The organism is Streptomyces flavotricini (genome assembly GCF_020639365.1).
Lineage (GTDB): Bacteria > Actinomycetota > Actinomycetes > Streptomycetales > Streptomycetaceae > Streptomyces > Streptomyces flavotricini.
The window spans coordinates 5,450,388-5,469,191 of sequence record NZ_JAINUL010000001.1 but is presented as its reverse complement, the minus strand read 5'-3'; the positions used below and the strand labels follow the sequence as shown (position 1 = coordinate 5,469,191).

Genomic DNA, 18,804 nt, shown 5'->3' with positions numbered 1-18,804 from the left:
TCAGGACTCCTCGGCGGGAGCCGCTGCGGGGCTTGCCGGGCGGCACGTCAGCTCGGTCCGGCCTTGTAGCCGACACCGCGCACCGTCACGACGATCTCGGGGCGCTCCGGGTCCTTCTCGACCTTGGAGCGCAGCCGCTGCACATGCACGTTGACCAGGCGGGTGTCCGCCGCGTGCCGGTAGCCCCAGACCTGCTCCAGCAGCACCTCGCGGGTGAACACCTGCCAGGGCTTGCGCGCGAGGGCGACCAGCAGGTCGAACTCGAGCGGGGTCAGGGCGATCGAGGCGCCGTCGCGCTTGACCGAGTGCCCGGCCACGTCGATGACCAGGTCACCGATGGCCAGCTGCTCGGGCGCGGGCTCCTCCGACCGGCGCAGGCGGGCTCGGATACGGGCGACCAGCTCCTTCGGCTTGAACGGCTTGACGATGTAGTCGTCGGCCCCGGACTCCAGGCCCACGACCACGTCCACCGTGTCGCTCTTCGCGGTGAGCATGACGATCGGCACGCCCGATTCGGCCCGGATCAGCCTGCAGACCTCTATGCCGTCCCGACCGGGAAGCATGAGGTCGAGCAGCACGAGATCCGGCTTCGCCTCGCGGAAGGCAGCCAGCGCCTTGTCACCGTCAGCTACGAACGACGGCTCAAAACCTTCTCCACGCAGCACAATGCCGAGCATCTCGGCCAGCGCGGTGTCGTCGTCGACGACAAGGACTCGTCCCTTCATGCTTGACATCATCCCATTAGCCAATCGTTACCCGGCGGTGAGCTGTCCCACAGCCAAAAGGGCTGGAAATCGACCCTCGGACCTGCGTGGAGATCAGCGCGACCAGTCTGCCCCGGATCGGGGCGACAATTGAAGGCGCGGGCTGCCGGAGATCCGGGGGGTACGGCCGGTCCGCTCAACGTTCCCACGTGGCACGATGGCAGCCGAACGGGCCCCGCCCCCGCAGTGCACGTGAAGGAGCGACGATGAACGACTCTCCGGGCTGGGCCGCGCCCGGACCCTCCCCGTCCGACGGCGAGCGGTCCGGCACCCCCGACGGCCAGGGCGCCGCCGAGGGCGCGCAGCCGCCCCCCGCCGGCGGGCCGAAGTGGTCCGCCGAGCAGCCGCCGCCCGGCGAGTGGTCCAGCCCCGGCAGCCCCCAGGCACCCCAGACCCCGCAGCAGCAGCCACAGCAGCCGCAGCCGGGCACGGGCTGGGGATCGTACGGCGGCCCGCAGGGCCCGCAGGGCGGCCCGTACGGCCACCCCGCCGCCCCCGGCCAGTGGGGCAAGCCCCCGGCCGCCAAGCCCGGCGTGATCCCGCTGCGCCCCCTGGACCTGGGCGAGATCCTCGACGGCGCCGTCGCCACCGTGCGCAGCCACTGGCGCTCGGTCCTGCCGATCACCCTGGTCGTGGCCACCGTCGTCCAGGTCATCAGCGTGATCGTGCAGAAGTACACGCTCTCCGACCTGCCCGTCACCTCCGGCGACGAGGCGAGCCTGCGGGAACTCGTCGACACCCTCGGCGGCAGCATGCTCGCCCTGGTCGCCAACGGGTTCATCCAGCTCATCGGCACCATCGTGGCCACCGCCATGGTCACCATGATCTTCAGCCGGGCCGTGCTCGGCCACAGCTCCACGATCGGCACCGCCTGGCGCGAGGCCCGCCCCCAGCTGCTCCGCCTGCTCGGGCTGACCCTCCTGCTCGGCATCGGCGGCGCCGCCCTCGTCGGCGTCCTGCTCCTGCCCGGCATCGCCCTGGGCAGCCTCGGCCTCGGCATCCTCGGCGGCTTCGCCGCCCTCCCGCTCGTCCTCTGGCTCGGGATCAAGTTCAGCCTGGCCTCGCCCGCCCTGATGCTGGAGAAGAGCAGCGTGGCCACCTCGCTGCGCCGCTCCTCGCGGCTCGTCCAGGGCTCCTGGTGGCGCATCTTCGGCATCACCGCCCTGACCGGCCTCATCACCACCTTCGTCTCCGCCATCATCGTCTGGCCGCTGACAGCCGTCGGGCTCGCGATCGGCCTCGCCGACGGCGGAGTGACGGGCCTGGAGAACGGCACCGCCGCCACCGGCTGGGCCGCGCTCATCCTCTCGGCGGTCGGCGCCGTCATCGCGCAGACCATCACCATGCCGATCCAGTCGGGCGTCACCGTCCTCCTCTACGTCGACCAGCGCATCCGCCGCGAAGCCCTCGACCTGGAGCTCGCCCGGGCGGCGGGCCTGGAGAACTACGGATCGCACCCGGCCGCACCGCCGACCGGGGGCTGATGCGCCGATGATGAGTACGGGGGGCCTCATCACACGCTCCGCGGCGCTCCTGCCGACCGCGGAGGAACCACCGGTGACGACACCGCGCGGTCCCGCCCGCGAGGCGGCCGAACGCGAGCTGTCCAAGCCGCTGTACCACCAGGACGACCCGGGGCTGCTCCAGCGCGCCCTGGACCGGTTCTGGGAGTGGGTCGGCAACCTCTTCGACCACGCCTCGGGCGCCACCCCCGGCGGCACCCTGGGCCTGGTCGCGATCGCCGCCCTGGTCCTCCTGGGCATCGCCGCCCTGTGGTGGCGGCTCGGCTCCCCCCGCCGGACCGCCACCGCCGCGGCCGCCCTGTTCGGCGACGGCCTGCGCAGCGCCGCCGACCACCGCACCGCCGCCGAGGCGTACGCCGCCGAGGGCCGCTGGACCGCGGCCGTCCAGGAACGCATGCGGGCGGTCGTCCGCTCCCTGGAGGAGCGCACCCTCCTCGACCCGCGCCCCGGCCGCACCGCCGACGAGGCCGCCGCCGAAGCCGCCGCCTCCCTCCCGGACCACGCCGAAGCCCTCCGCACGGCGGCCCGCGCCTTCGACGACGTCACGTACGGCGGCCGCACCGCCAACGCCGAGATGTACGCCCACCTGCGCACCCTGGACCTCGCCCTGACCCGGACGAAGCCCCTCCTGACGGGCACCCCGTCATGACGGCCCCGGACCCGAGCACCCCGGACACCGCCGCCGACGCACCCCGCCCGGCCCCGCACACCCCCGCGCCGCCCGGCGCACGCCACGGCGCGCCCCCGGCCGACACCCCGCCACCCGGCGCACCCGGCCCGGACGGCGTCCGGGCCCCGTCCGCCGCCGCGGGCAACGGCCTGCCCCGTACGAGCCCCGGCGACCCGGCGCCGCGCACCGCCCCCGGCGCAGCCACCCGGACGGCAGCCCCCGCCGCCACACCCGCCGCCCTGTGGCGCCGGGGCCGAGGCTTCCTGATCTGCCTCGGCATCCTGCTCGTCGCCGCCGTCACGCTCGCCGCCCTCGCGTCCGGCAGCCGGCACGGCCGGCTCGACCCCCGCTCCGCCGACCCCGACGGCAGCCGGGCCGTGGCCGAACTCCTCCAGGCCCGCGGAGTCACCACCCGCGTCGTCACCACCGCCCGCGAAGCCGCAGCCGCGGCCGGCCCCGACACCACCCTGCTGGTCACCAACCCCGACCTGCTCGGCGAGAGCCAGCTGCGCGCCATCCGCTCCGCCATCGACCTCTCCGGCGGCCGCACCGTCCTGCTCGCCCCCGGCAGCCCCAGCCTCCCCGACCTGGCCCCCGCCGCCCGCACCAAGGGCACCGCCCTCGACCAGGACCTCGACCCCGGCTGCGCCCTGCCCGCCGCCGTCTCCGCCGGCCGCGCCGGCACCGGCGGCGAGCACCGCTACACCACCGACGGAGCCACCGGCACCGCCTGCTACCCCAGCGGCGGCCACCCCACCCTCCTCGTCCTCCCCACCGGCACCACCGGCGGCGACACCGTCCTCCTCGGCTCCGAGACGATCCTCCTCAACAGGAAGCTCGCCTCCGAGGGCAACGCCTCCCTCGCCCTCCAACTCCTCGGCTCCCGCCCCGACCTCGTCTGGTACCTGCCCTCCCTCGCCGACGCCCAGGACGAGGACCCCGCCCAGGAGCAGAGCTTCCTCGACCTCCTCCCCCACGGCTGGAGCTGGGCCTTCCTCCAGCTCTTCGTCGCCGCCGCCCTCGCCGCCCTCTGGCGCGCCCGCCGGCTCGGCCCCCTCGTCACCGAGAAGCTGCCCGTCGCCATCCGCGCCTCCGAGACCACCGAGGGCCGCGCCCGTCTCTACCGCAAGGCCGGCGCCCGCGACCGCGCCGCCACCGTGCTGCGCGCCGCCGCCCGCGAACGCCTGGCCGCCCTGGTCGGCGTACCGCCCGCCCAGGCCCACGACCCCGCGGCCCTGCTCCCCGCCGTATCCGGCCGCCTGACGGAGCGGCAGCAGGACCTGACCGCCCTCCTCTTCGGCACCACACCCGCCACCGACGCGGCGCTCGTCGCGCTCGCCGACCACCTCGACGCCCTCGAAAGAGAGGTCCGCACCTCATGACGGCCACCACGGACAGCGCCCGCTCCGCCCTGGAAGCGATCCGCACCGAGATCGGAAAGGCCGTCGTCGGCCAGGACTCGGCCGTCACCGGTCTCGTCGTCGCCCTGCTGTGCCGCGGCCACGTCCTCCTCGAAGGCGTTCCGGGCGTCGCCAAGACCCTCCTCGTGCGGGCCCTCGCCGCCTCCCTCGAACTCGACACCAAGCGCGTCCAGTTCACCCCGGACCTGATGCCCAGCGACGTCACCGGCTCGCTCGTCTACGACGCCCGCACCGCCGAGTTCTCCTTCCAGAACGGCCCGGTCTTCACCAACCTCCTCCTCGCGGACGAGATCAACCGGACCCCGCCCAAGACCCAGTCCTCCCTCCTGGAGGCCATGGAGGAGCGCCAGGTCACCGTCGACGGCACCCCGCGCAAGCTGCCCGAGCCGTTCCTCGTCGCGGCCACGATGAACCCCGTCGAGTACGAGGGCACTTACCCCCTCCCCGAGGCCCAGCTCGACCGCTTCCTCCTCAAGCTCACCGTGCCCCTCCCCTCCCGCGAGGACGAGATCGGCGTACTGACCCGGCACGCGGCCGGCTTCAACCCCCGCGACCTCCACGCCGCGGGCCTGCGCCCCGTCGCCGGTCCGGCCGACCTCGAAGCCGCCCGCGAGGCCGTCGCCAAGGTGTCCGTCTCCCCGGAGATCGCCGGGTACGTCGTCGACGTCTGCCGCGCCACCCGCGAATCGCCGTCCCTCACCCTCGGCGTCTCCCCGCGCGGCGCGACCGCCCTGCTGGCCACCGCCCGCGCCTGGGCCTGGCTCACCGGCCGCGACTACGTCACCCCCGACGACGTCAAGGCCCTCGCCCTGCCGACCCTGCGCCACCGCGTGCAGCTGCGCCCGGAGGCCGAGATGGAAGGGGTCACGGCCGACGCCGTCATCACCGCGACCCTGTCCCACGTCCCCGTCCCCCGCTGATGGCCCTCACCGGACGCGCCGCCCTGCTGGCGGCCCTCGGCAGCCTCCCCGTGGGCATCCTCGAACCGAGCTGGACGGGGATGCTCGCCGTCAACGGCGCCCTCGGTCTGGCCTGCGCCGTCGACTACGCCCTCGCGGCGCCGGTCCGAAGCCTCATCTTCACCCGGTCGGGTGACACCTCCGTCCGTCTGGGCGAGCCCGCCGAGGTCCACCTCACGGTCGCCAACCCGGGGGCCCGCCCCCTGCGCGCCCGGATCCGCGACGCCTGGCCCCCCAGCAGCTGGCTCCCGGGCACCGAGACCGGCGCCTCCCGACACACCCTCGCGATCCCGGCCGGGGAACGCCGCCGGATCACCACCCGGCTGCTCCCCACGCGGCGCGGAGACCGGCGGGCCGACCGCGTGACGGTCCGCTCGTACGGGCCGCTCGGCCTGCTCACCCGCCAGGGCACCCACACCGTCCCCTGGACGGTCCGGGTCCTGCCGCCCTTCACCAGCCGCAAGCACCTCCCCTCGCGCCTGGCGCGCCTGCGCGAACTGGACGGCCGTACGAGCGTCCTGACCCGCGGCGAGGGCACCGAGTTCGACAGCCTCCGCGACTACGTTCCCGGCGACGACACCCGCTCCATCGACTGGCGGGCCACCGCCCGCCGGCACAAGGTCGCCGTCCGCACCTGGCGTCCGGAACGCGACCGGCACATCCTGATCTGCCTGGACACCGGCCGTACGTCGGCGGGCCGCGTCGGCGACGCCCCCCGCCTGGACTCGGCCATGGACGCGGCCCTGCTGCTGGCCGCCCTCGCCTCCCGCGCCGGCGACCGGGTCGACCTGCTGGCCCACGACCGCCGCACCCGCGCGCAGGTCCAGGGCCGCGCGGCCGGCGACGTCCTGCCCGCCTTCGTCAACGCCATGGCCACGCTGGAACCGGAACTCGTCGAGACCGACGCCCGCTCGCTGGTCTCGACGATCCTGCGCAACGCCCCGCGCCGGTCCCTGGTGGTCCTGCTGACGGGCCTGGACGCAGCCCCGACCGAGGAAGGCCTGCTCCCGCTCCTCCCCCTCCTCACTCAGCGCCACACGGTCCTGCTGGCCTCGGTGGCGGACCCCCGCGTCGAGGAGATGACCCGGTCCCGCGGCACGCTGGACGCGGTCTACGAGGCCGCGGCCGGCACCCAGTCCCAGGCCAGCCGCCGCCGCACCGCGGACCAGCTGTCCCGCCACGGAGTCCACGTGGTCGATGCCACCCCGGACACCCTGGCCCCGGCCCTGGCCGACGCCTACCTGTCCCTGAAATCCGCAGGCCGCCTCTAGGCCGTCCCGCGATGTCCTGATGGTGGTGGAGGTCGCCTCCCGTACGAATTCCCTCACCGACATCCGCGACAAGCGGCACGACTACCCCCGCATGGGTGCCCCTCTGTACGTCGTCGTGGACCCCCGCAAGGACAAGAAGACCGTCACGTTGCACGGCGACCCCTCGGAGGGACCCGACGGCACCCGCTACCGCAAGAAGGTCCCCTACGTGTTCGGGGACACCGTCACCGCCGGCCGCTGGACGCTCGATACCGCCAGCCTCAGGAGCCACCCCGCCGACTGGTGAGAAAAAGCGGAGCCGGACTGCTTCCACTCCAAACGGGCCCAGAACGCAGAAAAGCCCCGCACCATAAGGTGCGGGGCTTTCCCACAATGATTGTTCGGCGGCGTCCTACTCTCCCACAGGGTCCCCCCTTTTGGCACGCTGTTGAGTTCTCAAGGAACGGACGCTTCCTTTGTACTCACCCTCAGCAACACTTGCTGGGGCTTTCCTCCGGGCTTTCGTTCTTCGTTCTTGCGTTTCCGACTCTATCAGAGTCAGTTCCGCTTGCTTTCCAGGTTCTTCGCTTTCGCGTTTTCCCTTTCCGGCGTTTCCGACTCTATCAGAAGTTTTCCACCGGATTTCCCGGCTTCAGATTCCTGAATGAGGAGTCGATTGTGCCCCACTGGAATTCAATTCCTGTTGGGGGCGAGAGAGACTTTAAACCATCACTGCCGAACTTGTCCAGTTCGAGGCAACCGTTCGAATCTACCTCCCCACGGCGACGGTGTCAACAGTCGCTGCGGGACGACCAGGAGACTAGCAGCTGAACGGGGTCCGACGCACATCAGGCCGCCGTGGGCAGCGAGGCCGTCTGGTCTGCTGCTTCCACATCGCCCGCCTCACCTGCGCGCGCGGCCCGCCCGCCGAGGACGTAGACGTACGTCAGGAACAGGACCTCGGCGGCGACGCCGATCGTGACGCGGGCCCAGGTCGGGAGGCCTGACGGAGTCACGAAGCCCTCGATCAGGCCCGATACGAACAGCACCACCGCCAGTCCGATCGCCATGCCCAGCGCGGCGCGGCCCTGCTCGGCGAGGGCGGCCCGGCGGGTGCGCGGGCCCGGGTCGACGACCGTCCAGCCGAGGCGCAGGCCCGTGCCCGCGGCCACGAAGACCGCCGTCAGCTCTAGCAGGCCGTGCGGCAGGATCAGGCCGAGGAAGACATCGAGGCGGCCTGCCGAGGCCATCAGGCCGATGCCCGTGCCGAGGTTGAGCATGTTCACGAAGAGGATCCACAGCACCGGTATCCCCAGGAACGCACCCAGGACCAGGCAGACCGCCGCCGCCTGGGCGTTGTTCGTCCAGACCTGGGCGGCGAAGGAACCCGCCGGGTTGCTGGAGTAGTACGTCTCGTACCCGCCGCCCGGCTTCGTGAGCGCCTTCAGGTCCTCCGGGGCCGCGATGGCGCCCTGGACCTCGGGATGCGTGGCTATCCACCATCCGAGCAGGACGCCGACCGCCGTGGAGATCAGGGCCGTCGGTATCCACCAGCGGCGGCTGCGGTAGACGGCGGCCGGGAAGCCCTCGGTGAAGAAGCGGGCCGCATCGCGCCACCCGGCCTTGCGGGCACCGGTCACGGTGGCGCGGGCGCGGGCCACGAGCTGCGTCAGGCGGCCCGTGAGCATCGGGTCCGGGGTGCTGGACTGGATCAGCGACAGGTGCGTGGAGGCCCGCTGGTACAGGGCGACGAGCTCGTCCGCCTCGGCGCCGGTCAGCCGGCGGCCGCGGCCGAGGAGCTGTTCCAGGCGGTCCCATTCCGCCCGGTGGGCCGTCACGAAGACGTCGAGATCCATCCGGTTACCGCTCCCCTGCCCCAGGACCTGCCTGCTTCCGCCTACTTCTACCGTGGTCAGCTTGGCAGACTGGATGCCTCAAGGGGCGGGTCCGGTCACGGGAAAGGTGTGCAGGGTGAGCGATCTGGTGACGGGGGACGCGGTCGTCCTGGGGTTGCGGCCGGCGAGACTGCCGAGCCGGGCCCTGGCGATCCTTCTCGACCTGCTCGTCTACCTCACCGGGTACCTGCTCATCTCGATCGGGCTGACCCTCGCGACCGCCTCGCTGGATCCGGCCGCGCAGGCCGCGGTGTCGGTGGCGAGCTTCCTCCTGGTGCTGGTCGGCATACCGATCGCGGTGGAGACGCTGTCCCACGGGCGCTCGCTCGGCAAGCTCGCCTGCGGGCTGCGCGTCGTACGCGACGACGGGGGGCCGATCCGGTTCCGGCACGCGCTGGTGCGCGGTGCGATGGGGGTCGTGGAACTGCTGGCCACCTTCGGTGCCATCGCCTGCATCGCCTCGCTGGTCTCGGCTCGGGGCCGGCGGCTGGGGGACGTGTTCGCGGGGGCGCTGGTCGTACGGGAGCGGGTGCCGGGGGCGCGGGTGATGCCGGTGCCGCCTCCGCCGCCCTGGCTGGCCGGGCGGTTCTCGGGGCTGGACCTGTCGGCCGTGCCGGACGGCCTGTGGCTGGCGATACGGCAGTACCTGACGCGGATGAACCAGCTGGACCCGCAGGTGGGCGCCGCGATGGCGGTGCGGCTCGCCGATGATCTGGTGGCGCGCACGGGAGCTCCGCCGCCGGTGGGGGTGCCGGCTCCCGCGTTCCTGATGGCGGTGGTGCACGAGCGGCAGTCCCGCGACGCGGCCCGCGCCTTCGGTGCCGGTCACGGGGTGCCCGGGGCGGTGGCCGGCCTGCCGGGTTCGTCTGCGGGGATGCCGCCCGCGTGGGGGCACCCGGCTCCCGGGGCGTACGCGCCTGCGGCCGTACCGCACTCGGGTCGGCCGGCTCCGGCCCCGCTCGCGGGCGGGACGCCCGCCGCGCCCGCTCCGGCGGCTCCCGTGCCGCCGCGGCCCGCGACCGGGTTCGCGCCCCCGGCCTGACCGGTGATCGCCTAGCCTGCACCGCATGTCGGCGAACATCTCATTCACCTTCCGCGTCACGGGCATCGAGGACGAGGGCCGGGCCCGGGCGGTCGTCGAGGAGCTCCGGGAGCTGATGCGGGACGAGGCCATCGGCGGCCAGGTGAGCATCGGTGTCCGGACGGAGGGCGGCCGGCACGTCGTCACCGGCGGGACCGACTTCCCGGTCTCCGTCAGCCGCGCCCACCTGTGGTGCCCGGAGTTCGAGAAGTCCGTCGCCTGGTACGCGAAGGAGGCCGCGCCCGCGGCGACGTGCGCGGTCGAGTGGAGCCACCCCGACGAGCAGCGCTGACGCGGGGCCGGGGAACCGGACGGGGACGTCAGTCCTCGGGGAAGGCCGAGGGCGGGGTCTCCAGGTGCTCCAGCTCGATGCCGGGGGCCGCGAGGACCACGTCCCCCGCGATGTGGACCGTGTGGACCTCGCCCGTGTCCAGTGCGGTGACCTGGTACTCGTCCACCACGAGCGGTCCGCTGTCCGTGGCGTGCTCGGCGCGTCCCCGCAGCGCCCAGGCCTGGTCGACCGTACGGGGCGCCAGCACCGGGTCGGTGAGCGCGACGAGCCGGACCCGGGTCGCGGGGGCGCCGGGGGTCAGCCGCAGCAGGCGGGCCGTCGCGACGAGGAAGGCCGGCGAGGTGCCGGTGAAGCCCGCGGCGGGGACGTTGCCCTCGGTGGCCTCGGCGCCGGCGGGGTCGGAGCGCACCCAGGTGACCCCGTCGATGGCTGCGCCGCGGACCTGCCAGCTCGAAGCGTTGGCTTCGAGGCGGATGGGGCGGCCGAGCTCGTCGATCGCCAGGTCGACCGAGCCGCGGTGGTCGCCGTCCGGGCCGGTGAGCTGGGAGACGTAGCGCCAGCCGGACGGGCCGGGCGCGCAGTGGAAGTGCTCCTCGCCGAGGGGCGTGTGGTCGTGCGGGTCGTGGAGCGAGTAGCGGCCGCGGGGCATGGGGTGCCGTCCTTGCGTGCGTCGTACCGGGGCGTACGGGTCGTACGGGTCGTGCTCATGGGGCAGGCCCCCGGCGTACGTGCCGGGGGCCTGCTCGGTGCTGCGGATCCGCGGGAACCGGTGCGGGATCAGTAGCGGTAGTGGTCCGGCTTGTACGGGCCCTCGACCTTGACGCCGATGTAGTCGGCCTGCTCCTTGCGGAGGGTGGTCAGCTTGACGCCGAGGGCGTCCAGGTGGAGGCGGGCGACCTTCTCGTCGAGGTGCTTGGGCAGCACGTAGACGTCGGTCGGGTACTCCGAGGGCTTGGTGAAGAGCTCGATCTGGGCCAGGGTCTGGTCCGCGAAGGAGTTCGACATCACGAACGACGGGTGGCCGGTCGCGTTGCCCAGGTTCAGCAGACGGCCCTCGGAGAGGACGATCAGGACCTTGCCGTCGGGGAACTTCCAGGTGTGGACCTGCGGCTTGACCTCGTCCTTGACGATGCCCTCGACCTTGGCCAGGCCGGCCATGTCGATCTCGTTGTCGAAGTGGCCGATGTTGCCCACGATCGCCTGGTGCTTCATCTTGGCCATGTCGGCGGCCATGATGATGTCCTTGTTGCCCGTGGTCGTGATGAAGATGTCGGCCGTCTCGACGACGTCGTCCAGCGTCGCGACCTGGAAGCCGTCCATGGCCGCCTGGAGCGCGCAGATCGGGTCGATCTCGGTGACGATGACGCGGGCGCCCTGGCCTCGGAGCGACTCGGCGCAGCCCTTGCCGACGTCGCCGTAGCCGAAGACGACGGCGACCTTGCCGCCGATGAGGACGTCGGTGGCGCGGTTGATGCCGTCGATGAGGGAGTGGCGGCAGCCGTACTTGTTGTCGAACTTCGACTTGGTGACCGCGTCGTTGACGTTGATCGCCGGGAAGAGCAGGGTGCCCTCGGCCATCATCTCGTACAGGCGGTGGACACCGGTGGTGGTCTCCTCGGTGACGCCGCGGATCTCGGACGCGAGCTGCGTCCACTTCTGCGGGGTCTCGCCGAGGGTGCGGTTCAGCAGGGTGAGGATGTGGCCGTACTCCTCGGAGTCCGCCGTGGACGGGTCCGGGGCGGAGCCGGCCTTCTCGAACTCGACGCCCTTGTGGACGAGGAGGGTGGCGTCACCACCGTCGTCGAGGATCATGTTCGGGCCGCCGGTGGGGGTGTTCGGCCAGGTCAGCGCCTGCTCCGTGCACCACCAGTACTCCTCCAGCGTCTCGCCCTTCCAGGCGAACACGGGAACGCCCTGCGGGTTCTCCGGGGTGCCGTTCGGGCCGACCGCGATGGCGGCGGCCGCGTGGTCCTGGGTGGAGAAGATGTTGCAGGAGGCCCAGCGGACGTCGGCGCCGAGGGCGACCAGGGTCTCGATCAGGACGGCGGTCTGCACGGTCATGTGCAGCGAGCCGGTGATGCGGGCGCCGGCCAGGGGCTGGGCCGCGGCGTACTCGCGGCGGATCGACATCAGGCCGGGCATCTCGTGCTCGGCGAGGGTGATCTCCTTGCGGCCGAAGGCGGCGAGGGAAAGGTCGGCGACCTTGAAGTCCATGGGTGCTGCTCCTCATGGGTCGAGAGGGTGGGTACGGCTGAGGCGCGCATCGCCTGTGCGGGCGGTGCACCGGGCACTCAGTCCGTCGGGGGTCCTCTCTCCCCTCGGCCGGTCACGGAGACCGCCCGACCGCCATCAGCAGCGACGCCTGACACTGATGACGAATCTACACCGATCGGCCGAGCGGGCCCCAGGGGGCCGGGGAAGAACTCGCCGCCGAACCGGGCCGTCCGCCGGGCCGTTTCAGTCGCCGTGACCGCGTGCCCCACCGGGATCGCGCACACGTACATGGCCGCCGAGAAGCTCCAGCAGGCCGCAGCCCGCCTCGGCATCGACATGAAGGTGGAGACGCAGGGCTCCATCGGCGCCGAGGGCGTTGTACGACTCGAAGGCGGGCGCGGGCTTCATCTACGTCATCGGCAACGGAGAAGGCCCCCGCCCGGCGCGGTCTGCGCGCGGCGGGGGCCTTCGTGCGTGGTGCGGGGGCGGCGTCAGCCCTGCGCGGCGGCTTCCGCCTTGTAGATGTCCGGCTCCAGGTAGATCACGCGGGCGATCGGGACCGCCTCGCGGATCCGGGCCTCGGCGGCGTTGATCGCGTCCGCCACCTGGGTCGCCGTGTCGTCGCCCTCGACGGCGATCTTCGCGGCGACCAGGAGCTCCTCGGGACCGAGGTGCAGGGTGCGCATGTGGATGACGCGGGTGACCACGTCGCCGTCGACGAGCGCGGCCTTGATCTTCTCGACGTCCTCCGTGCCGGCGGCCTCGCCGAGCAGCAGGGACTTGGTCTCGGCCGCCAGCACGACCGCGATGACGAGCAGCAGGGTGCCGATGCAGAGGGTGCCGATGCCGTCCCAGACGCCGTTGCCGGTCGCCAGCGCGAGGCCGACGCCGCCGAGGGCGAGGACCAGGCCGACGAGCGCGCCGAAGTCCTCCAGCAGGACCACCGGAAGCTCGGGGGCCTTGGCGCGCTTGATGAACTGGCTCCACGACAGGGAGCCGCGGATCTCGTTCGACTCCTTGATCGCCGTCTTGAAGGAGAAGCTCTCGGCGATGATGGCGAAGACGAGCACGCCGATCGGCCAGTACCAGGCCTCGATGGGGTGCGGGTGCTGGACCTTCTCGACGCCCTCGTAGATGGCGAACATGCCGCCGACGGTGAAGAGCACGATGGAGACGAGGAAGGCGTAGATGTAGCGTTCGCGCCCGTACCCGAAGGGGTGTTCCGGCGTCGCCTCGCGCTGGGCCTTCTTGCCTCCGAGGAGCAGCAGCCCCTGGTTGCCGGAGTCGGCCAGTGAGTGGACGCTTTCCGCGAGCATCGACGACGAGCCGCTGAAGAACCAGGCCACGAACTTGGCTACAGCGATGGCGAGGTTGGCGGCGAGTGCCGCCACGATCGCCCTGGTACCGCCTGACGCGCTCATGGGTTTTCGGAGTCCCTTCCTCGGTACGGCGCCCCGGCCCGGGGCGCCGCGCTACGGCGGCACATTGTTGCAGCCGTAGCGGCGGACGCCACGTTCACACCGACACGGTGGCCCGGAAAACAGTACCGATACCGGACAGTTCGACCTTTTCGCCGGCCGGGACGAAGACCGACTCACCGGGGGACAGCGCCAGTTCACCGGCCTTCGGGCGGCCCGCCGTGCAGAGCAGGATCTGCGGGGCGGCGTCGGGGAGGAGGTGGGGGGCGGCGCCGGGGGCCAGGACGAAGCGGGAGAGCCGGAATTCGTCGACGGGACTCTCGTAGACCTCCTCGCCGTTGCCCTCGGGGCGCTGCACGGCCGGGTCGCCGGGCTCGAAGCGGACGATCTTCAGGAGTTCGGGCACGTCCACGTGTTTGGGGGTGAGCCCGGCGCGCAGCACGTTGTCGGAGTTGGCCAGCAGCTCCACGCCGAGGCCGTCGAGGTAGGCGTGCGGCACTCCGGCGCCGAGGAACATCGCCTCACCGGGCTGGAGTCGTACGTGGTTGAGCAGCATGGCCGCGATCACTCCCGGGTCGCCCGGGAAGTGGTGGACGAGCGGGGCGTAGGGCGCGTACGGGCCCCCGAGCCGCTCGATCGCGGCGCCCGCCTCGGCGACCGTACGGGCCATCTCGGCGCGGTCCGCGGTCAGTACGGCCGTGAGCATCTCGCGCAGGGCCGCCTCCTCCGGGTGGGCCCGCAGCAGGTCGGCGTACGGCTTGAGCGAGTCCACGCCGAGGCCTTCGAGGAGTCCGGCGGCCTCCAGCGGCGGGCGGAAGCCGCACAGGCCGTCGAAGGGGGTGAGCGCGCAGATCATCTCGGGCTTGTGGTTGGGGTCCTTGTAGTTGCGGTGGGCCGCGTCGGCCGGGATCCCGCGGTACTCCTCGTCGGCGTAGCCCGCCTCGGCCTGCTCCAGGTCGGGGTGGACCTGGAGGGAGAGCGGGGCGCCGGCCGCGAGGAGTTTGAGGAGGAAGGGCAGCCGGGGGCCGAACTTGGTGACGGCGGCCGCGCCGAGCTCGCGCTCGGGGTCGGCGGCGATGACGTCCGCGAGGGTGGTCACGCCGGCGCCGCGGTCGAGGCGGGAGGGGGCGCCGGGGTGGGCGCCCATCCACATCTCGGCCTGGGGTTCCCCGGTGGGTTCGACTCCGAGGAGCCCTGGGATCGCGGTGGTCGATCCCCAGGCGTAAGGGCGGATCGTATTCGTCAGGCGGTCCATCTTCGTCCGTCTTCCTGGATGAAGGGCCGGCACGGTGGTGTGCTCAGCCGTGTCCCCTGGTCGCCAGCGCCAGGTAGGCGGTGGCGAAGTCCGTGACGGCGAGGAGTTCGGCGAGCTGTTCCAGTTCGCTGCCCTCCTCCGGTTCGAGTTCGCTGATGGCCGTGTCGTGGCTGAGGGCGAGCTCGCGCGCGGCCGGGGCGGCGGTGAGGCCGCCCGTGGGCCGGTCGCGCAGCAGGACGATGCGGGCACGGAGGGCCTGGGGCTCCTCCACCCGGTCACGGAAGAAGTCTTCGGGGTCGGCGCCGGCGGCGAAGGAGCCGGCGAGCAGGACCCCGTGGGCGGGCAGTGCCTCGGGCAGGTCGGCGGCCAGTGCGGGGCGGCCGGCGAGCTCGGCGAGGGTGGCGGCGAAGCGGCGGCCTGCCGGTCCGGCTCCGGCGCCCTCGCTCCAGATGAGCGGGAGGGAGTCGGCGAGCTCGGCGGCGAGGGTCTTGGCCGGGTTGGAGTACGTGGCGATGGCCGGCCCGCAGCGCTCGGCGGTGCGGTCGAGCCGGTCGGCGACGCCCTGCAGGGTCTCGGGGGCGGCGGTGATCAGCCCGACCTTGTCGAGGAGCACGAGCAGCGGGGTCAGCAGGGCCCACAGGGCGCCCGGGCCGGCCGCGGCGGACTCGTCGTACTCCTGGTACGGGGCCTTGGCCATCGGTACGAGGAGCCCGTGCGCGCCGTCCACTGCCTCGCTCAGCGGCGACCGCTGGGGCGCGACGGCGACGACGGTGCAGCCGCGCCGGTACGCCTGCTCGGCGAGGAGGGCGAGTCCGGGCTCGGTGCCGTCGGTGGTGGCGAGGAGCAGCAGGTCGACGGAGCCGGCCCAGCCGGGCAGCGCCCAGCGCAGGGCGCCGGCGGCGTGGGCGACGCCGGTGGGGTGCAGGCGGATGACCGGTGCGGAGGCTCCGGCGAGGGCGCCCAGCAGGTCGGCGACGCCGGTGGCGGCGGTGCCGGAGCCGGCGATGAGGACGGCGCGGGGACGGCCGTCGGGGCGCAGGTCGGCGAGGCCCGCGTCGGTCGCGTGCCGGGCCGCGGTACGGACTCGGGCTCCGGCCTCGGCGGCGCCGCGGAGCAGACCGCGGCGGTCGGCGCGGGCGAGCTCGTCCGGTGCGTCGAGGAGCGACTCGTCGAGCATTGCGGCCTCCGGCTGGTTCAGAAGGGCGGGCGACTCGGTTGCTCGGGCGCCCGGCGCTGCGCCGGGCGCCCCTTGGTGCCTGTGCGTCCCGGGGCTCGCGGCCCGGGGTGGCGGCCTCAGGCGGGGCGGCGGGCCTCGTCGACGAGGAGGACCGGGATGCCGTCGCGGACCGGGTAGGCGAGGCCGCAGTCCTGGCCGGTGCAGATCAGCTCGGGAGCCGCTTCGTCCGCCGACTTGTCCTCGAGGGGCGAGTGGCAGGCGGGGCAGGCGAGGATCTCCAGAAGACCGGCTTCGAGCGGCATGGGGCGGTTCCCTTCGAACATGCGGATTGGGCGAGGTCAGCGTACCGCCGGGCCGCACCTCGCGCGGCCCGGCCGTGACAGGGCTTTATGCCCGGACGAGGGCGAGGACCTCGTCGCGGACCTTGGCGAGGGTCTCGGGGTCGCGGGCCTCGACGTTGAGGCGCAGCAGCGGCTCGGTGTTGGAGGCGCGCAGGTTGAACCACCAGTCGGCGGAGGTGGCGGTCAGGCCGTCGAGCTCGTCGAGGCTGATCCCCTCGGCGGAGCCGTACGCGGCCTTGACGGCGGCGAGCCGGCCGGCCTGGTCGGCGACGGTGGAGTTGATCTCGCCGGAGCCCGCGTAGCGGTCGTACGAGGAGACCAGCCCGGAGAGCGGGCCGTCCTGGCCTCCGAGGGCCGCGAGGACGTGGAGCGCGGCGAGCATGCCGGTGTCCGCGTTCCAGAAGTCCTTGAAGTAGTAGTGCGCCGAATGCTCGCCGCCGAAGATGGCGCCGGAGGTGGCCATCTGCTCCTTGATGAAGGAGTGGCCGACGCGGGTGCGGACGGGGGTGCCGCCGTGCTCGCGGACGACCTCGGGGACGGACCAGGAGGTGATCAGGTTGTGGATCACCGTGCCCGTGCCGCCGTTGCGGGCCAGTTCGCGGGCCGCGACCAGGGCGGTGACGGCGGACGGGGAGACGCCCTCGCCCCGCTCGTCGACGACGAAGCAGCGGTCGGCGTCGCCGTCGAAGGCGAGGCCGAGGTCGGCGCCCTCGGCCCGCACGCGGGCCTGGAGGTCGACGATGTTCTTCGGGTCGAGGGGGTTGGCCTCGTGGTTCGGGAAGGTGCCGTCGAGCTCGAAGTACATCGGGACGACGTCCAGCGGCAGGCCCTCGAACACGGTCGGGACGGTGTGGCCGCCCATGCCGTTGCCCGCGTCGACGACGACCTTGAGCGGGCGGATCGCGGTGAGGTCGACCAGGCTCTTGAGGTGCTCGGCGTAGCCGGCGAGGGTGTCCTGCTCGGTGATCGTGCCGGGGGCGGTGCCTTCGGCGACGGCCGGGGCGCCCTGCTCGGACCACCGCTCGACGAGCTGGCGGATGGTGGAGAGCCCGGAGTCCTGGCCGACGGGGGCGGCGCCGGCCCGGCAGAGCTTGATGCCGTTGTAGCGGGCCGGGTTGTGCGAGGCCGTGAACATCGCGCCGGGCAGGTCCAGCGTGCCGGAGGCGTAGTACAGCTGGTCGGTGGAGCAGAGCCCGATCAGGGTGACGTCCACGCCGCGGGCGGCGGCGCCGCGCGCGAAGGCCCCGGACAGCGCGGGGGAGGAGGGCCGCATGTCGTGGCCGACGACGATCGCGGTGGCACCGGTGACCTCGACGAAGGCGGCCCCGAACAGTTCGGCCAGCGACTCGTCCCACTCGTCGGGTACGACACCACGTACGTCGTACGCCTTGACGATGTTCGAAAGATCTGCGGCCACTGCCTGCCCTCCTGAAGTGCTGTGCGGTGGAGCAAACCTACCTGCACGGAGAGCGGCTTTTCAGACCATGTGATGTCAGGAGTCGGGCGAACGCAGGACGCGCAGGTGTCCGCGGCGCGTCTCCCCGGTGCCGTTGCCGCCGCCGCCGCTGCCGCCGCTGCCCGGACCTGATCCGCCGGCCTGCGCCGCGCGGTCGTGCGGACGGGCCGCTTCACGGACGGCGTTGGCGAGCGCTTCGAGGTCGTCGCCGCTCGGGCGGGAGGGCGCGGAGCCGTCGGTCAGGCGCACGACGTCCCAGCCCCGCGGGGCTGTCAGGCGCTCGGAGTGCTCGGCGCACAGGTCGTAGCAGTGGGGTTCCGCGTAGGTGGCGAGCGGGCCGAGGACTGCGGTCGAATCGGCGTAGACGTACGTCAGTGTCGCGACGGCAGGGCGGCCGCACGCGGTGCGCGAACAGCGACGTACAAGGCTCACGACGTTGGACGGTACCGCACTCTTGACCGGGCCGCGACGACTCTCCCCCGGCCCGCTCCCCCGTGTCGTGCCCGCGGAGGGGCGCGGCGGGTCCGGAAACGCCCGGGTGGGAGGGGCCGCGAGGGCTACGCTGCGGGGGTGACCGACAGCCCCCTGCCCCCCGCCCCGCCCCGCCCCGCCGAGCCTCCCGCCGAGCCGCGGCCGCGCCGCCGCGACCGGCACGGGCGGGGGATGCGGGGGCCGCTGGCGCCGCCGCAGGTGCCGTTGTCGGCGAGCCGGGCGGAGCTGTTCGGGGACCTCGTACGGGACTCGGTCGAGCGGCTGGAGCGGAGGTTCCCCCAGCTGGCGGAGGTGGAGTTCGTGGTCGCCGACGTGCCGGGGCCGCCGGGTGGTCCGGACGCCGGCTGGAACGACGAGGCGGTGCCGCTCGGGGCGCTGTCGGAGTCGGACGGGGCGGGGCGGCCGGCGCGGGTCGTGGTGTTCCGGCGGCCGGTGGAGATCCGGACGAAGAGCCGGGACGAGCGGGCGCTGCTGGTGCACGAGATCGTGGTGGAGCAGGTGGCCGAGCTGCTGGGGCTGTCCCCGGAGACGGTGGACCCGCGGTACGGGCAGGACTGACGGGCAGCCGTACGCGCCCGGGTCGTGCCCGGGGCCTT

At 73.1% G+C, this 18,804-nt stretch carries 18 protein-coding genes and 2 pseudogenes; 10 read left to right on the top strand and 10 right to left on the bottom strand.

The annotated features are described in order from the left end of the window. Nucleotides 1–47: 47 nt before the first annotated feature. Nucleotides 48–737, bottom strand: coding sequence for a two-component system response regulator MtrA (mtrA, locus tag K7B10_RS24875; protein ID WP_189973359.1), 690 nt, complete (start codon nt 735–737; stop codon nt 48–50). 233 nt (nt 738–970) lie between these two features. On the opposite strand from mtrA, the gene K7B10_RS24870 reads away from it, so the two are divergent. The 6 genes and pseudogenes from K7B10_RS24870 to K7B10_RS24845 all read left to right on the top strand — a co-directional run. After that, nucleotides 971–2,248: a hypothetical protein gene (locus tag K7B10_RS24870; protein ID WP_229339241.1), complete on the top strand. Its 1,278-nt coding sequence runs from the start codon at nt 971–973 to the stop codon at nt 2,246–2,248. Nucleotides 2,249–2,255: 7 nt separating this feature from the next. After that, nucleotides 2,256–2,936: a DUF4129 domain-containing protein gene (locus K7B10_RS24865; RefSeq protein ID WP_229339239.1), complete on the top strand. Its 681-nt coding sequence runs from the start codon at nt 2,256–2,258 to the stop codon at nt 2,934–2,936. Then, nucleotides 2,933–4,339, top strand: coding sequence for a DUF4350 domain-containing protein (locus K7B10_RS24860; RefSeq protein WP_229339237.1), 1,407 nt, complete (start codon nt 2,933–2,935; stop codon nt 4,337–4,339). The genes K7B10_RS24865 and K7B10_RS24860 overlap by 4 nt, the downstream gene beginning before the upstream one ends. Continuing rightward, nucleotides 4,336–5,298, top strand: a complete 963-nt coding sequence (locus K7B10_RS24855; protein ID WP_229339235.1) for an AAA family ATPase — start codon at nt 4,336–4,338, stop codon at nt 5,296–5,298. The genes K7B10_RS24860 and K7B10_RS24855 overlap by 4 nt, the downstream gene beginning before the upstream one ends. Next, nucleotides 5,298–6,608 (top strand): DUF58 domain-containing protein, encoded by a 1,311-nt coding sequence (locus K7B10_RS24850; RefSeq protein ID WP_229339233.1) that lies wholly within the window; start codon nt 5,298–5,300, stop codon nt 6,606–6,608. Before K7B10_RS24855 ends, K7B10_RS24850 begins: the two co-directional genes overlap by 1 nt. A gap of 10 nt (nt 6,609–6,618) precedes the next feature. Then, a pseudogene (locus tag K7B10_RS24845) lies at nt 6,619–6,894 on the top strand (Uma2 family endonuclease); the annotation flags it as partial. Between the two features lie 541 nt (nt 6,895–7,435). Here the strand turns inward: K7B10_RS24845 and K7B10_RS24840 are convergent. After that, on the bottom strand, nt 7,436–8,443 hold the full coding sequence (locus K7B10_RS24840) for a stage II sporulation protein M (RefSeq protein WP_229339229.1): 1,008 nt from the start codon (nt 8,441–8,443) through the stop codon (nt 7,436–7,438). A gap of 115 nt (nt 8,444–8,558) precedes the next feature. Between K7B10_RS24840 and K7B10_RS24835 the strand changes: the two genes are divergently transcribed. Together K7B10_RS24835 and K7B10_RS24830 are read left to right on the top strand one after the other, a co-directional pair. Continuing rightward, nucleotides 8,559–9,524: an RDD family protein gene (locus tag K7B10_RS24835; RefSeq protein ID WP_229339227.1), complete on the top strand. Its 966-nt coding sequence runs from the start codon at nt 8,559–8,561 to the stop codon at nt 9,522–9,524. A 25-nt stretch (nt 9,525–9,549) separates the two neighbouring features. Next, complete coding sequence (locus tag K7B10_RS24830; protein WP_229339225.1) at nt 9,550–9,855, top strand: hypothetical protein; 306 nt, start codon at nt 9,550–9,552, stop codon at nt 9,853–9,855. A 28-nt stretch (nt 9,856–9,883) separates the two neighbouring features. Here K7B10_RS24830 and K7B10_RS24825 read toward each other — a convergent pair whose 3' ends face one another. Further along, the gene (locus tag K7B10_RS24825) at nt 9,884–10,504 is read right to left on the bottom strand and encodes a hypothetical protein (RefSeq protein ID WP_229339223.1); all 621 of its coding nucleotides are present in this window, start codon (nt 10,502–10,504) and stop codon (nt 9,884–9,886) included. Nucleotides 10,505–10,632: 128 nt separating this feature from the next. Then, nucleotides 10,633–12,069, bottom strand: coding sequence for an adenosylhomocysteinase (ahcY, locus tag K7B10_RS24820; RefSeq protein WP_199813698.1), 1,437 nt, complete (start codon nt 12,067–12,069; stop codon nt 10,633–10,635). 174 nt (nt 12,070–12,243) lie between these two features. Here ahcY and K7B10_RS41655 point away from each other — a divergent pair. Next, nucleotides 12,244–12,450, top strand: a pseudogene (locus K7B10_RS41655) (PTS fructose transporter subunit IIB); the annotation flags it as partial. Nucleotides 12,451–12,560: 110 nt separating this feature from the next. On the opposite strand, the gene K7B10_RS24810 reads toward K7B10_RS41655, so the two are convergent. The 6 genes from K7B10_RS24810 to K7B10_RS24785 all read right to left on the bottom strand — a co-directional run bounded on the left by K7B10_RS24810 (nt 12,561) and on the right by K7B10_RS24785 (nt 18,148). Continuing rightward, on the bottom strand, nt 12,561–13,490 hold the full coding sequence (locus K7B10_RS24810) for a cation diffusion facilitator family transporter (protein WP_229339221.1): 930 nt from the start codon (nt 13,488–13,490) through the stop codon (nt 12,561–12,563). A gap of 94 nt (nt 13,491–13,584) precedes the next feature. Continuing rightward, nucleotides 13,585–14,742: a mannose-6-phosphate isomerase, class I gene (manA, locus tag K7B10_RS24805; RefSeq protein ID WP_229339220.1), complete on the bottom strand. Its 1,158-nt coding sequence runs from the start codon at nt 14,740–14,742 to the stop codon at nt 13,585–13,587. Nucleotides 14,743–14,785: 43 nt separating this feature from the next. Then, entirely contained in the window at nt 14,786–15,919 is a 1,134-nt protein-coding gene (locus tag K7B10_RS24800) for an SIS domain-containing protein (protein ID WP_229339218.1), read from the bottom strand. Nucleotides 15,920–16,035: 116 nt separating this feature from the next. Further along, nucleotides 16,036–16,221, bottom strand: coding sequence for a Trm112 family protein (locus K7B10_RS24795; protein WP_030156407.1), 186 nt, complete (start codon nt 16,219–16,221; stop codon nt 16,036–16,038). A gap of 85 nt (nt 16,222–16,306) precedes the next feature. Continuing rightward, entirely contained in the window at nt 16,307–17,677 is a 1,371-nt protein-coding gene (locus K7B10_RS24790) for a phosphomannomutase/phosphoglucomutase (RefSeq protein ID WP_229339217.1), read from the bottom strand. Nucleotides 17,678–17,752: 75 nt separating this feature from the next. Further along, complete coding sequence (locus tag K7B10_RS24785; RefSeq protein ID WP_229339215.1) at nt 17,753–18,148, bottom strand: DUF3499 domain-containing protein; 396 nt, start codon at nt 18,146–18,148, stop codon at nt 17,753–17,755. 138 nt (nt 18,149–18,286) lie between these two features. Between K7B10_RS24785 and K7B10_RS24780 the strand changes: the two genes are divergently transcribed. Continuing rightward, nucleotides 18,287–18,766, top strand: coding sequence for a metallopeptidase family protein (locus tag K7B10_RS24780; protein WP_372481456.1), 480 nt, complete (start codon nt 18,287–18,289; stop codon nt 18,764–18,766). The last annotated feature ends 38 nt before the right edge of the window (nt 18,767–18,804 follow it).